The sequence below is a fragment of the Legionella sainthelensi genome, assembly GCF_900637685.1.
Classification (GTDB): Bacteria; Pseudomonadota; Gammaproteobacteria; order Legionellales; family Legionellaceae; genus Legionella; species Legionella sainthelensi.
This window is the reverse complement of sequence record NZ_LR134388.1, coordinates 2,513,965-2,529,118: the sequence shown is the minus strand read 5'-3', so window position 1 is coordinate 2,529,118 and position 15,154 is coordinate 2,513,965. Positions and strand designations below refer to the sequence as shown.

The window sequence follows — 15,154 nt, the reverse complement described above, 5'->3', positions numbered from 1 at the left end:
GCTCAAAGGAATCTAGCTATGAAGCTGGTGGAGAGTTTATATGAGGAGGCTAAGAAAATTAGCACCGAACTGACCCGCGAGCAGTTGGCGAAGAGTCTGGACGCTATGAGTAAACAAATTGAGAATGTTAGAAATGAGGAAAGAAGCTTACTGGAGGGACCAGAACTGACTCGGACGGTCAATAAACCTGGATATACACCATTAGGTACGTATTTGGGAGTCTGGGGTACTACAGAGGTTTCTAAGGAGCCAGAATTTGATGTAAAAGAATTAACAGAGAAACTAGAGAGTATAGCTGATTCCTGCTCAAAAATATCTTTGTTATCTTCTAAAAGTACAAAGGAAATACTTGATGAATTTGCATGGTTAGAACCGAAACAGGAAGCACATGATGAATCTGGATTAATTGAAGCAAATCAAGACTCCTCTGCTACAGTTTCTTCTAGTACTGGCAGTATGCTTTCAAGAATGACTCAAGAAGAGATACAAGATGAAATAAAACCAACTCCAAATGATTTTGATTCCCCTGTTGCTGTAAGTAGTAGCAATGACAAAATATTGACACCACTTAGGGTAAGTCCTGACCCATCCATTGAAAGTGAACAGATAATGGAGCAAAGAGATTCGCCAACATCAAGAAACAAGTGAATGAGCCTAATCCTCCTGGTTTTTATGTGAATTAGTTTAGACCTAATCTGACACAAGTACTTGAAAAAGTGAGAGTTTCCGGTTTTGATAGAAGTGCGAACTTTAAACAAAACCAAGAGGAAAACTCTCATGATAGATAATACAGTTAAAATAATTAAACATAAAGTTGGTCTTCTAAATCTTGCAGAAGAATTAGGAAATGTGTCGAAAGCATGCAAGGTAATGGGCTTATCGAGAGATACATTTTACCGTTATAAGTCAGCAGTAGAAGAAGGTGGAGTTGAAGCTTTATTTGATCAAAGCCGAAGAAAACCGAATGTTAAAAATCGAGTAGATGAATCTATTGAAGAAGCAGTAAAAGCATATGCTATTGAGTTCCCTGCGCATGGCCAGCAACGCACTAGCAATGAGCTTCGCAAACAAGGTATTTTTGTTTCTGGTAGTGGCGTACGGAGTGTTTGGCTACGACATCAGTTAGCTAATTTTAAAGACCGTTTAAAAGCTCTAGAAGACAAAGTAGCTTCTGAGGGCATCATTTTGACAGAGGCTCAAGTTATTGCTTTAGAGAAGAAGAAATTTGACGATGAGGCTTGCGGTGAAATAGACACAGCTCATCCTGGTTACTTAGGTTCCCAAGATACTTTTTATGTTGGCACATTAAAAGGCGTCGGTCGCGTCTACCAGCAAACCTTTGTAGATACCTATAGCAAAGTAGCTTTCGCTAAGCTTTATACGACTAAAACGCCAATCACCTCAGCAGATATCCTTAATGACAAGGTTTTGCCTTTCTTTGAACAGTACGCGTTACCAATGCTACGCATTTTAACCGATAGAGGAACAGAATATTGTGGCAAGGTGGAGCAACATGATTACCAGCTTTATTTAGCCATCAACAATATTGATCACACAAGAACCAAAGCAAACTCACCACAAACCAATGGAATCTGTGAACGTTTCCATAAAACGATTTTACAGGAATTTTATCAGGTTACATTTCGTAAGAAAATTTATGAAACAATGGAGGAATTACAAAAAGATCTGGACGAATGGCTACAATATTATAATAATGAGCGAACTCATCAGGGTAAAATGTGTTGTGGGCGGACACCAATGCAAACGTTGATGGATAGCAAACAAATCTGGATGGAAAAATTTATAAACTAAATTTGACCTGACAGACACTTCTTGAAAAACCGGCAACTGTCAGATCAAGTTTGAACTACTACATTTTATGACACAGGATTTTGGTCAAATCCATACAAGGGACGTTACCTAAGCACTTTCTTTTTATTTTTATAAGGCACGCTGCGCTTCTGTAATTGATTTACCTTTTATCCTAAATTTGTGCTTGAATATCGATCACAACATTCTCATTACTGCTAGAACTTCTATCTCTGAAAAATAGAAAATATTATAAAATCAATAAATTAATTACACGACCAGAATTATGAATCACAAAGTGCGTCGCTAATCGAATTAGATTAGTTTAAGAAGATCATTCCTTTTTCTGTTAGGATGCACAAAAAATTCTCTGATTATTGACACTATATTGGGGAAAACTCACCAACAACAAGTAAAGGGTCGGAAGCGATAAGAATGTTATTTTTGGAATTAACACCATTCATTTTATACACATCATTACATTCTAAAAGCCCTAACATTGTTTATAGATTTTGCCAGAAATTGTGGACGAATAAAACAAATGCTTCTGGCTTAAGTGGATAAATTATGGAGGTTGTCTCTTCTTTAAAATCAAGTAGGTTCAGTGCTTGGGCAATAGGAACAAAAGCTTAGGTACATTCTGTTCCTGATTTTGTGCAACTGTGTTTAACTTTTTTATGCTAAAATACTTGCTGTAAGTGCACTGAGTTGTTTGGCATCGGGATTATGGATACTTACTGCGGCTACAGCAGGTAAGTATAAGAAATGCTCTGCTTCTTCCCATTCAATTTCGGCTGGGAGTAATCTTAAGTGAGGGAGGCATTTATTTAAGAGTGTGCAAAAAGTCAGATCGGCTGGAAAGGGACGAACATTCATATACCCTAAACTCATTGCCGCCATTGCTTCGGAAATTGTTGCAACTCCAGGTAAATAATTCATTGAATAAACATTTGCTGTTTGGGCTATCGCGGGCAAATAACCAGGACTGGTAGCAAAGTGAACACCTGCCTGATAACAGTTTTCCAATTGTTGCGTATCAATAATATTACCAGCGCCAATTTTAATCGATGGACAATGTTTGATTGCTTGTTCTAATAATTTTTGATCTGTAGAATTAATTTCTACTAAATTGAACCCTGCTTGCCGAATTTGTTCTAATCGTTCAAATAAAAAATTGTCTACATCTAATGATATGATTACAGATTGATTGCCCAGTAATTTATCTAAGATCATGGTGAATTCCGCCGATAATTATATTTTTTAGTAAACAATATTTCATATTGGTTAAAACACAAAACCCAATGTTAGAAGAGTTAGCTTATAATGGCAAGCATATTGTTATTCTTATTCAACAAATTCTTTCATTTTAGAAAATAAGGAAATTTACTGAGCCCTAAAATGAGTTGTAGCCTAGATGTTGCTTTTTGCATTCTTTGGTTTCTAAGCTACAGGATTCTCTTATTGTTTCATAGGTGCGTTGCGTGGTTCTTGTTGTGGTTCTTGTTGTAATTCTAATGGACTTTTTAATGAGGTTACATCAGGATCATATGGGTTTTGCGAGTTAGTGGCCATATTTTTCAATAGATCTTGCATTGTCGCATCAGGGACAGGTGCTGCACTTAATGTGTTTTTTAACCACGCCTTAAATTTTTCTGGATGTTTCAATATATCTGCTAAATTTTCTTTCTGTTTGGTATTTTTAGGATCTTCATCCAGCACTTTATCCTTCTCCTTTTGGAACTGATCGACTAAAACTTTAGTGGCTTCATTTTTAGCTTTAGGATTAGGAATTTCTTCTACAAACTTAAATAACATACCCCAAGTCATAGGCTTTGGAGAGTTCTTTACAAAATTACCAAACACCTCGTCCATAGCGCGTGGCGGTTTGGCTGAAGGTTGGGATGCTCCAGTAGGATTATTAGAAATTGACGCTACTTTTTGTGGGGTCATAGTGGATTGAGGAACATTTAAACGAGGGTTTGGGGTTAATGCTTGTTGTATTAATTTTGCTCGAGCTGTATGCATTAAATTAATTTGATTTTGGAGCATTCTATGTTCTGCTTTATCTTTAGCCAGTTGCAACGCATTTAATTGCAGTTCGTCTTTTTTGGCATCATGTAGACCATGCCTAACAATTTGGAGATCTTTTTTTGCATGCATATACATCTGGTGGGATTTTGACTTTTCCTCTTCATTCATTGTAGCCAATGTTTGTCCTTCTTGCAGGAGAAAACATTTATCATTCTCTTTTTCTATCTTTTGATCTTTAGAAAGAACAAAAGCTGCGTTTTTGAAGGTAATTGGTTTTCCATTCTCATCTTCAAAACGTCCATTCGCATCAGCAAATCGCTTTTCACCTTTTAGAACAGACCGTATATCTTCCAGATTTTTTATTTTGTGCTCGCATTTTTTAATTTTGTGCTCGAATTGATGCTTTTCCTGGGGGTCTTCCGTGGTGTTAATTGCTTCATTAATCTCATCTTTTTCGTTATTAAGTTTGGCTATGTCTTCATTGATTTCTTCTTCACTGCCCGTTGTATATCTATCGGAGGATTCATAAAACTCATCAAGACTTTTTTCATAATCATCATACTTTTCGGTAATTAATTGTTGTTCTTTTTCTAACTTTTCTATGCGTTCACTCAGTAATCGTTGGTCTTTAGAAAGTTTGTCTATAGAACTATCATAACCTCTTAATGTGGTATTATAATCCGATTTAGGTTTAGGAGGCGGGCTGGACGGATTTTGATGTTCGTCTTTATTAAGCACTTTTTCCTGTTGCTCCATTATTATCTCTTCTTGGATTTTTTGAGCCTGGGCTTCTTCTTCTAATAGCCAATGAAATAAAAATGCTCTTATCCGCTCCTGTTCTATAATTTGCTGCTGGATTTCAAATTGCAATTCTTCTTCACGTGCCCGCTCAAGAGATATTTCAGTACCAATTTCATGAATGACTGTTTCCCCTGCAGGTGTTAATAAAAAAATTTTTATATCTTCAGGATTTTTTAAGCCATATTTACTCAGATCGATACTTGAGGGATTAGGATCCATATCACTTTCTGACAAAGACAATCGAAGTTCACTGGTGTCTTGCTTTAATTGAAGCGCACCAGAGTCTTGTTTTAATTGGATTGCTTCATCCAATTTTTGATTGATAGTATCTAGTTCCAATTGTGTCAGCTGTTTTAGAGGCGTCTCTAAAAGTTCGGTTGCCATAAGTTTTATATCCTATTCACATCATCTTGATCTAATTATACACAATATTGCTCGATAAAACATGAGCTCCCTGGGGCATCTACTAAGAATACCATATTAAATACAACTATTAATTGATTGGTCTTGGCAGCTAATGATTTGTTCCTTACTTGATTTTTTTATTGTGAATAAATTTTGATAATGAGATGGAGTATGATGGCATTCCTCTTGAAAAGAGGTCTCATTATTGGTGTTTAATAATGCATGCAATAAGCAATGACTGTTTGAATGGGGAATAAGTTCATAACGCCTGGGATCGCTGGAGTAATATTTGGCATCATCCAATGTGCTGTGTAATTTATGATCTTCTTGTGCGAAAGCCCAGTGATATAATTGTCCTCTTTGATTTTCAATAAATGATAATGCAGTTTGTTTTACGGTACTCGCCTTATTATCTATCCAATTACATGCGGAGGCCATTCCTTTTGAACTCGCTGCAAATAATATACCGAAGGAATTATCCCAGGCTTCGCCTACTGTAATTAATACACTGCCTACAGCATAAGTCATTATTCGGGTTATAGGGTCTAGAGCAGTAAGAAATAAGCGAGTGGAGAAAGAAATCACATCAAGCAACGGTAATATAACTAGGTTTTTAATTAATTGTAAAGGTGGCAAATAGAGAACACGGATGATGTTAATACTAATATTGACAAATGGATTATCTGAAAAACGTCCAAAAGGCGAGGTAAAACCGTAAAGAGGTGAAAATCTGAAATTAGCTATTAAGTTTTTAGACGGTTCTCTTGTAGAAAAAGAGATTAATAACTCACCAGGAGCACTAATATTACCAAGGATAGCAAGAGTTTTTATCAATAGGTTAGTAATACCACGAAATGGCACGTGAATTAAAAGAGCGCTTAACTCAAGTAGTGGGATAGTGAATAAGGCTAAGACAAAATCAACACTCGCTGCTAATATTTGTTTGTTTAAGCTCTTAAGAAGAATCCCGCTTTTTTTCCATCCATTAAGAAAACCGTTATTAAAGCCATAATAATATCCTTCAAAAAAAGGAGCGATACATAATTTACCTAAAGTTACAAAACCTTTGCATAACCATTTACAGGTACCAAGAAACCAATCATCTCCAGGATGCATAATGGTATCATATAGAGCTGCACCTCCTTTCCCACCCAGAGCTGCGTAGTTGGTATAGGGAAAATCGCCCATTTCTTCTCCTAAGGAGGGTATAAGTTTGGTTAAACTATATCCTAGGCCAAGAGCTAAGGCTGCAATAATAGCAATTTCTCCAGGATCTTCTTTGAGAACACTAATCGCTTCAACAAAAAACTTATCAAGATTACCCCCAGCTACTGTAGTTTGCCAGTAGATTGCCGATGCCGAAATGGATTCAGAAATTGTTCCGTGACTCATCCAACGAGCTAATTTTTGAGTTGGTTCAATACCAGCAATTAAACCGTGTAAATGGAGTTTGGTTAAAATTGATTTGAGTAATTCGGGCGCAAGTACTGCACCGCCGCCATATGCGTATGCCGCCATTGCTAAAGTACCGATTAAGGGGTTTTGTTCACTGATATCTATAAAAAAGCCTGCAGCATGCCGGATCACTCCTAAAATGCGATGCACAGGATTATCATAAGGATGAGGGCTGGGAGGATGATTAGGGCGTGCAATTATATAGGGGCTTTTGCTAATTTGCTCCTTAATAAACTCTTCCAAAGTTTGGCCTGTGGCTAAAAGCCCTTTATTTTCCAGGGCTAAAATGAGAGAGTTTCGTATTTTAACTCTTCGCTCATTCAGTTCATCCGCATCTTGTTTTGCAGGTTTTGGGATGTGTGTTTCTTGAATATGATTGAAAAAATCATCCTGCAAATCATGAACAACAAATTGGTGCATATTTTTGTAGAATTTATTAAAAAATCCTGGGATACGTGAAATAAAGGCCTTAAGTCTTAGACTCACCCGCTCAGGTAAATAGAGATGGCGTTTACTAATTTGTCCCAGAGTATATAGATCTTGTCCTTCTGGTAGGGGATAGAAAAGTTTGTCGTGAACAAAATAGCGCAATTCCACTACTTTGTTTTCCAGTCTTATCAGAATCAGTTCTTTGTTTGGAATAATAGCCCAGCTGCCATGAGGATGCTGACTGATTATTTTTTTGGCATGTTTCATATTTTTTGCAAGAACTGGTTCGCTTGAAATATTGGTAAGTCGGTAAATTAGGCTTTTTAAATCAAGATAACCTTGTTGTGGAAATCCTTGTAATCGATAGTATGGGCTTATTTGAGTTAGGGTAACCCCATCCAGGCGTTGTTGTGTTTCTGTTTTATGCTCGGGTTTAGCATCCATAGCCAGGTAATTGATCCAATCATGGCCATCATCCCATAATTTACTGAAAAATGTTGTGAGCTGTGCAAATCTGTTTGCTGGGACACCACTTAGATTCGTTGCAGGGGGTAATTTATAGTAATCACAAATGACACTTAGTGCATCATCCAAATCTTTATTATTATGTCCGATATGGAGTTCACTATCCCAAACAAGGCAGGGTAATTCCTGTTGTGTTCCTGAGTTTTTTATTATTCTGCTAAAATCCATTTGATCTTGTCGTGACACTGAATAGATACGATTAAACGAATAATGCTGTGCTGTTTTATGAGCCTCATAAAGCACGTTGCCTAGAAATCCTTCAGATATAAGAGGAGATGTTGCTAATAAGCGATTTTGATCGGAGCAATAGCCTACAATTTGAATTACTTTTCTTCTTAGTGCTTCGTGACCTTCATGATCCTGGCAATTTAATCGCCGTTCTTTTTTTAACAATTTTTTCAATGAGTCTATACATTCGTTAGTGAGTTTTAGTTTTTGTTCTTGTATCGGTGTCAGAGGCTGGTTGTAACTTGCAGATCGTATACGGTAACGATGAATTTTACTTATTACATTTGCAACTAATGAAGACGGTCGATCACCCGGAAGGAGTTGAATTAAGTCCGGCTGATGAGTGAATAACATAAGTTGTACCGTTTTTTGATTGTGGTTGGCAATTAAACGGAGTATGTCGCCTCCTGGGAGAAGGTATTCCATATTATAATGACCATATAAAACTGTTCCTGCTTCATAGCTAAAGGGACTGCCTGTTAGAGTCGGCAATGCCTGATGGCGATGGGGCATAATGGTTAAGGGAACAATAATTTGAGTGTGGCCATTTGTGGTTACAAAATCAGGCATTAGAACGTTCCGTTGTTCACATAGTGCACAGGATACTTGGTTTTTTAGTGAAATATCAAGTGGCTCAAACCGTATAACTAGAAATTTTATAGGGGCACTGATACAATGCTTTAAAAATAAACAGAATAGTTATTCATCTTTATGATTAACACTTTGCAGACAAAACCAGGGAGAGAAAAGGATTGCTCAGAGCAGTCGTAGGAGATCGATTTAAAAGAGCGCACCTCTTTACTTCATGGTATTGTTGGACAGATAGAATAGTTATACGAGTAGGAATCTAAATTAATGACAAGTTATTGTGGCTATATCGCCTTAGTTGGTAGGCCTAATGTGGGTAAATCAACACTACTTAATTGTATTTTGCAACAAAAAGTAAGTATTACCTCAAAAAACCCCAAACGACGAGGCACAGTATTTTAGGTATACGTACTGAAGGAGATTATCAATTTGTTTACGTGGATACGCCTGGTATTCACCAAGGGAACAAAAAAGCAATGAATCGTATGATGAATAAAACAGCGATTAGTGTATTACGCGATGTAGATGTAATTGCTTTTTTAGTCGATGGTACCCATTGGAAGGAAGAAGACGAATATGTTCTAGGTTTGGTGAAGCAAGCCAAAGTACCTTGTCTTTTAGTGGTTAATAAAGTGGATAAAATTGACGATAAAGATCAGTTGTTACCCTGGATGGAGCAAATGAGTGCGAAGCATGAGTTTGCAGCGATTATTCCTATTTCGGCAAAAACAGGAATGCAGGTTGATGAACTACAGGCAAAACTACAGGCTTATTTACCTGAAGGACCGCATTTGTTTCCAGATGATCAATTAACTGATCGACCTACAAAATTTTATGTGCAGAGCTTGTGCGTGAAAAAATATTTCGATTCTGTGGTCAAGAATTGCCTTATTCTGTTACTGTAGATATTGAATCGTTTAAAGATGAGGGTGCTCTTGTACGTATTCATGCATTGATATTAGTTGACAAAGATAATCATAAACGCATGATTATTGGTGATAAAGGACAAAAGTTAAAAGAAATAGCAACAACTGCCAGGATAGATATGGAAAAATTATTAGGCAAAAAGGTTTTTCTTCAATGCTGGTGTAAAGTAAAGTCAGGCTGGTCAGATGATGAGCGTATTTTAAAACAACTCGGCTATGACCATTAGGACTGTAGAGGCATGGGTTTTACACAAACAATGGTCTGGGGACACCAGTGCTAGAGTCAGTTTTTTAACGCGTGAGTTTGGCGTAGTTCAATGCCTTTATAAAGGAGGCCGTACTCCTAAAAAACAGGCGCTTTTACAAGCTTTTACTCCTCTATGGATAAGCCTTACTGAGCGTTATGACCGATATTATATACAATCTATTGAAAGTATTTCATCAACACTGCCACTTATAGGCCATGCTCTTTTTGCAGGTTTGTACATCAATGAAATTCTGTATTATGCTCTAGGCTCCAATTATTCTGACTCGGTGTTATTTGATGCTTACTTATTTACCTTAAATAACCTCGTTTCAACACGCGATAGATTCGTATTAGAGGCTCTATTAAGACGTTTTGAATGGACCGTGCTGCGAACTTGCGGCTATTCTTTTTCATTAACTCAGGAAGCGAGAACTGAAAATTTGATTGTTGCTGATTTATATTATCAATTTGTGGCAGGTGAAGGATTTGTTATTGACAGTGACGGCATCCCTGGCGAACATATTCTTGCATTGGCACAAGATGATTTAAGCGACGCAGCGTATCTGAAATCAGCAAAAAAAATTATGCGTCAGGCTATAGATCATCTCGTAGGAGGACGTGAGATCAAGTCACGAGCTTTGTATGTTGTGGATGCTAAATAAGTGACCCCGTCATGAAGCTCGACGCTTATATTGAATCAACTTGTGTTTCACTTAGGATGAACCGTATACTCTTAATTTTTGATATGTAAGGTGTAGAATGAACAAGCCGATATTATTAGGTGTTAATATTGATCATATAGCTACTGTACGTCAGGCGCGTGGTACTCGCTATCCAGATCCAGTTCAAGCTGCAATTGATGCAGAAGAAGCGGGCGCAGATGGGATTACCTTGCATATGAGAGAGGATTTACGGCATATACAAGCTCGCGATGTTCGTCTAATTAGACAAATACTGCAAACGCGTATGAATCTTGAATTAGCAGTTACCGAGGCAATGCTTGATTTTGCTGAAGAAATTTCTCCCGAACATACCTGTTTAGTCCCTGAAAAACGAGAAGAGTTAACAACCGAAGGTGGTTTAGATATTATTACTCACCAGAAAATCGTAGAACAGGCTGTAAAACGTTTGCAAGTAATGGGTAGTGAAGTATCTTTATTTATTGATCCTGATCTGGAACAGATTAAGGCCGCGGCAGAAATTGGTGCTCCTGTAATTGAGTTACATACTGGATGCTATGCAGATGCAATGGGGGCTGAGCAGCAACAGTATGAGTTAGAGCGAATTAAGCGCGCTGCAGAATATGCAGCGAGCTTAAATCTTATTGTCAATGCGGGCCATGGGCTCAACTACCATAACGTGCAGTCTATCGCGGCTATAAAAGAGTTGCATGAGCTGAACATAGGCCATGCTATTATCGCTCGGGCTTTGTTTTGTGGAATGAAAGAAGCAGTAAGGCACATGCGCCAGTTAATGCAAGAAGCAAGACTTTATGTCAACAACTGACATGATTGCAATTCGGATTACTAGGGATTCTGGCGATGGAGTGCGGTTGGTTGGTAAGCAACTAATTCTCAGTGCCGCACTTCCTGAAAACGGAAACTTTGGAGCAAAATTTAAAGAAAAAAGTTCATGATCTCCTCGAGTTTTTCAAGACCAAGGCTACTTGGACCCATATTTAACATCTTACTTAAAGAGATTTTTGTCTCACAATTGCATTAAGACAATCATCGAGATGACGCTTCTTTTTTTAAAATCATTATTATTGATAGTAGGGGTAACACACCCTAAATCAAAGAAGATGATCAATTCATTTTTTTAATCTATTCTATAAATTATATAAAGGACTAATAGATCGGTAATGAAAAAACCAAGAATATTCTTACAGCTAAGTATCTTGTTTTCTTGTTTGACTATGGTGCTAGGTGGTTCTGTTTTAATTGGATGGTACTTTGGCATCACATGGCTGTTGCGGTATCAGGCTAATACTATTGCCATGGTTTATAATACGGCTTTATCTTTTTTGATTTATGGTCTTTGCTTACTCTTTTTGCTTTTTAATTACTATAAAATCTGCCAATTTCTAAACATAATCGCTATTACGCTTTCTTTATTAGTACTTTTACAATCAGTAGCGGGAGTTAATCTGCATGTAGATGAGCTATTTTTGCATCATTATTACAATAGTTCAAATTTGTTCCCAGGAAGAATGGCGCCAAATACAAGCGTTTCATTTCTTATTGTCGGAGTGGTTATTCTTATTATAGGTAAGCATGAATGGTCATTTAGAATGGGGGTTATTGCATCAATTCTTGCCATTATTTTGTTTTTTATGTCTTTATTATTTGCAAGCGGTTATTTTTCTTCGTTAGAAAAAGCGTATCAATGGAGCCATTATACACCTATGGCTCTTAATACTTCTCTAGGTTTTATACTACTCTCTGTAACGTTATTATGTTCATTACTCTATAGGTGTCAATATCATGGTGTTTCTGTATGGCCTGCTATGCCATTGATAATTGGTCTGGGCATGTTTTTAATTAACAGCTTGCTGGCTTTATCAGTACATGAACAAGAATATATAAGCCATGTCCACTCTTTGTTGCCATTAGTTATATTTATATTAGGTACAATTTTTACATTAATGTTTTCTTTATTGTTCTACTATGTTCAGCAGGAAAGAGTACGCTCAAGAGAAGAGAAAAAGCTTAGATCGTTAACTGAAGCAACACTCGATGCCACTGATGATGGTATTCTTGCCTGGAATAGAAGGGGGATTATTACTCATTGTAACTCTAGGTTTACCGAATTATGGGGGGTGCCTGTTAATGAAGTCAAAAATTATTCTATTTTTAATTTACTTGTCAAAATGAGTGAAAAAGCAAAAAATAAGGAAAATTTTCGTGAATTAATGGATATTCTTATCCAACCTTCAGAAAACCATAAACGAATAACTCTAGAGCTTAAAGGCTCTCGATTTTTTGAGGCTTTCATGCAAACTTCAAAATCCAAGGAACTTCCACTTATTCAAGTGTTAAGTTTTCATGATATGACGGCGGTCAAAAATCTTGAAAATCAGATGATACATCGCAATAAGCATGATTTAATCACTGGATTACCTAATAAGTCCTCTATATTTGATATTTTGGATATAGTTATTAAGGATATATTAAATGATAATCATCAATTTGGTGTCTTTATTATAGATATCGATAGATTTACACAAGTAAACGATGTTTTTGGGCACAGCAAAGGGGATCAGCTCTTATGTATGATCGCTGAACGATTAAAAGACGCTGTCAAAGACATGGGTACTTTGTGCAGTTTGGGTGGCGATAAGTTTGTTCTTCTTGCATCACTGGGTCATAATGTTCCTAGTAAGAAAATCATTAAAACAGTTATGACTGCTTTGAAGCCAGCTTTTGAGTTTTACGACAGTTGTTTGAATTTGTCATGTGCTGTTGGAGTGGCGATTTGTCCTCAAGATGGAGTTCAAGCAGATGAATTGCTAAGGTGTGCTGACATCGCCATGATTAGAGCAAAAGAGCAGGGTAGAAACTCCGTAGCTTATTATACAAAGAAGCTTAGTGAATATACTTATGAACGTATGTTAGTTGAAAATGAACTGTATACGGCGTTGGAAAATCAAGAGTTTAAATTGTTCTTTCAACCATTGATTGAGTTGAAAAATCAAAAAATTATTGGCTTAGAAGCATTACTGCGATGGAAAAACCCGCGATTAGGCTTATTATCTCCTGATAATTTCTTCTCTTCCGCACAAGAGTTAGGGTTATTAAACGATATAGGAAACTGGGTATTGAATGAAGCTTGTCGTCAGCTCAGTTCTTGGAGGATTCAGGGACAGCCCTTAATTAAAATTTCTATAAATGTAACCGCCCAACAGTTTAAACATGCCCAGTTACTGCATGATATTAATAAGGCATTAGAGCTTTATGATTTGCCAAGTTCATGTCTCGAAATTGAATTGACTGAACAAACGTTGATAGAGGGATCAGCGGAGGTATTGACGACACTAAAAGAGTTACGAAAAAAAAGAATAACAATCGCTTTAGATGATTTTGGTAAAGGATACTCAAATCTTCATCGTATAAAAAATTTTCCCCTTGATAAGTTAAAAATTGATCAATCCTTCGTATCAAATTTGATGTACAATGAAAATAATAAAAATCTCATCAAAGCCATCATTTATTTAGCACAAACTCTAAATCTTTCTGTTTTAGCAGAGGGTATCGAAAATCAAGATCAATTAAATTTTCTTATTTCAAATCAATGTACTTATGGCCAGGGGTTTTTGCTTGCTAAACCTATGCCATCCTCTGATGTCTTGACTTTTCTAAAAAATTATAAATACGGTGTGAACACCTTAAAATCTGACTAAGTTTTCATTTCCAGTAAAAGCATAATTAGTACTATCAGCCATCTTTCAGAGACTCTAGAATCAGCAACTCAATTGGTTATGCAGAATCATAAGGTAGCCTAGAGGAAAATAACAAAAAATCCTCTTATCGTTGGCCGTATTGGTTTGAAGATATTCTTAAAATTGGCCCGATAATTACGACTAACTGCTCTTGCATTATTTTTTCTGCTAAACAATACACTCAGCTTGCGTATAGTGGTGTTCATAAAAAAAATCCCGGCAATAAAAAACCGGGATTCAGGTAGAGGAGACTGATAACTAGTCGCGACCAGAAAAGGCGCTTAATATATTAAGCAAGCTCACAAACAAGTTGTATATGGATACGAAAAGACCTACTGTAGCTGAAATATAATTTGTTTCTCCTCCATGGATGATTTCACTCGTTTGCAGCAAAATTAATCCGGAAGAAATAAGAATAAAGGCAGCTGAAATAGCGAGCTGTAATGCGGGAATATGAATGAAAATTCCTGCAATCATTGCTAAAAACGCAACCATTACACCGACAAAAAGAAATCCACCGAGAAAACTAAAGTCTTTTCTGGTCGTAAGCGCATAACCTGATAATGCAAAGAAAATCATACCAGTACCGCCTAAGGCAGTAGCAATTAATTGCGGTCCGTTTGAAAAACTACTGATGTAAAAATTAAGCACTGGACCTAGTGTATAACCTAGAAATCCGGTGAAAGCAAAAACACTTACTAAGCCCCAAACGCTGTTACGTAGAGCTTGAGTTAAGAACATTAACCCATAAACGCCAACTATCATCAGTAGCGGATTCATCGGCCGAGCACCACTTGTAAGGGAGATATAGGCCATAAACGCACTGAAGAAGAAGGTTAAGCTCAGTAACAGATATGTATTACGCAATACTTTGTTGCTTGCGAGTACAGATTCATTACGTCGCGTAAGGACAGTGACATTATTTCGGTTCATTATTTAGATCTCCTCTTTTTCTATATATTTAGTCTAGCATATCTAAGGGCAAGTTTCCCATATTTCAAGTCTAAAACCTATTATTTTTATTTTAAATTCAATAATTCTTCACGAGAGCATTATAAATAAAATTTTAGGGCTCTTCTAAGCAAATCATGGCGATTAGCGAATTATTTTTGCGCCTGACACAATTTAGCGAATAGATTGTTACGATAAACAATTGCTTGTCTGGATAATGAAATAAATCATAAATTCAAGCATATTATGATTGATCTTAAAGAAGCATTTCCTAGATTGGGTATGTTTTACATTATCGTGTCCTATGTCTACAATAGGCAT

Annotated in this window: 8 protein-coding genes and 2 pseudogenes; 6 read left to right on the top strand and 4 right to left on the bottom strand. The window is 36.7% G+C overall.

What is annotated here, in order from left to right; genetic code table 11:
* The first annotated feature begins 18 nt into the window (after positions 1 to 18).
* Positions 19 to 648: a hypothetical protein gene (locus EL220_RS11175; RefSeq protein ID WP_128130893.1), complete on the top strand. Its 630-nt coding sequence runs from the start codon at positions 19 to 21 to the stop codon at positions 646 to 648.
* A gap of 129 nt (positions 649 to 777) precedes the next feature.
* A pseudogene (locus EL220_RS11170) lies at positions 778 to 1,837 on the top strand (IS481 family transposase).
* A gap of 647 nt (positions 1,838 to 2,484) precedes the next feature.
* Here the strand turns inward: EL220_RS11170 and EL220_RS11165 are convergent.
* From EL220_RS11165 to EL220_RS11155, 3 genes are all read right to left on the bottom strand, one after another.
* Positions 2,485 to 3,042, bottom strand: a complete 558-nt coding sequence (locus tag EL220_RS11165) for a bifunctional 4-hydroxy-2-oxoglutarate aldolase/2-dehydro-3-deoxy-phosphogluconate aldolase (protein ID WP_027272165.1) — start codon at positions 3,040 to 3,042, stop codon at positions 2,485 to 2,487.
* Between the two features lie 225 nt (positions 3,043 to 3,267).
* The gene (locus tag EL220_RS11160; RefSeq protein ID WP_027272166.1) at positions 3,268 to 5,025 is read right to left on the bottom strand and encodes a hypothetical protein; all 1,758 of its coding nucleotides are present in this window, start codon (positions 5,023 to 5,025) and stop codon (positions 3,268 to 3,270) included.
* Between the two features lie 96 nt (positions 5,026 to 5,121).
* A complete protein-coding gene (locus EL220_RS11155) occupies positions 5,122 to 8,253 on the bottom strand; it encodes a hypothetical protein (RefSeq protein WP_027272167.1) in 3,132 nt (1,043 codons plus the stop codon).
* Between the two features lie 285 nt (positions 8,254 to 8,538).
* Between EL220_RS11155 and era the strand changes: the two are divergent.
* The 4 genes and pseudogenes from era (at position 8,539) to EL220_RS11135 (ending at position 13,843) form a co-directional block, all read left to right on the top strand.
* Positions 8,539 to 9,424: pseudogene (era, locus tag EL220_RS11150) on the top strand (GTPase Era).
* Entirely contained in the window at positions 9,414 to 10,106 is a 693-nt protein-coding gene (recO, locus tag EL220_RS11145) for a DNA repair protein RecO (RefSeq protein WP_027272169.1), read from the top strand. The pseudogene era and the gene recO overlap by 11 nt, the downstream one beginning before the upstream one ends.
* 97 nt (positions 10,107 to 10,203) lie before the next feature.
* Entirely contained in the window at positions 10,204 to 10,950 is a 747-nt protein-coding gene (gene pdxJ / locus EL220_RS11140) for a pyridoxine 5'-phosphate synthase (RefSeq protein WP_027272170.1), read from the top strand.
* Positions 10,951 to 11,305: 355 nt separating this feature from the next.
* Positions 11,306 to 13,843 carry a putative bifunctional diguanylate cyclase/phosphodiesterase gene (locus tag EL220_RS11135; protein WP_027272171.1) on the top strand — a complete coding sequence of 846 codons (2,538 nt, stop codon included), beginning with the start codon at positions 11,306 to 11,308 and terminating at the stop codon, positions 13,841 to 13,843.
* Positions 13,844 to 14,140: 297 nt separating this feature from the next.
* Here the strand turns inward: EL220_RS11135 and EL220_RS11130 are convergent, their stop codons facing one another.
* On the bottom strand, positions 14,141 to 14,815 hold the full coding sequence (locus tag EL220_RS11130; protein ID WP_027272172.1) for a Bax inhibitor-1/YccA family protein: 675 nt from the start codon (positions 14,813 to 14,815) through the stop codon (positions 14,141 to 14,143).
* Between the last annotated feature and the right edge of the window lie 339 nt (positions 14,816 to 15,154).

Bases quoted from the DNA above. Each gene is read 5' to 3' on its own strand.
- EL220_RS11155 (WP_027272167.1), bottom strand. From the start codon at position 8,253: ATGCCTGATTTTGTAACCACAAATGGCCACACTCAAATTATTGTTCCC.
- recO (WP_027272169.1), top strand. From the start codon at position 9,414: ATGACCATTAGGACTGTAGAGGCATGGGTTTTACACAAACAATGGTCT.
- EL220_RS11130 (WP_027272172.1), bottom strand. From the start codon at position 14,815: ATGAACCGAAATAATGTCACTGTCCTTACGCGACGTAATGAATCTGTA.
- pdxJ (WP_027272170.1), top strand. From the start codon at position 10,204: ATGAACAAGCCGATATTATTAGGTGTTAATATTGATCATATAGCTACT.
- EL220_RS11160 (WP_027272166.1), bottom strand. From the start codon at position 5,025: ATGGCAACCGAACTTTTAGAGACGCCTCTAAAACAGCTGACACAATTG.
- EL220_RS11175 (WP_128130893.1), top strand. From the start codon at position 19: ATGAAGCTGGTGGAGAGTTTATATGAGGAGGCTAAGAAAATTAGCACC.
- EL220_RS11165 (WP_027272165.1), bottom strand. From the start codon at position 3,042: ATGATCTTAGATAAATTACTGGGCAATCAATCTGTAATCATATCATTA.
- EL220_RS11135 (WP_027272171.1), top strand. From the start codon at position 11,306: ATGAAAAAACCAAGAATATTCTTACAGCTAAGTATCTTGTTTTCTTGT.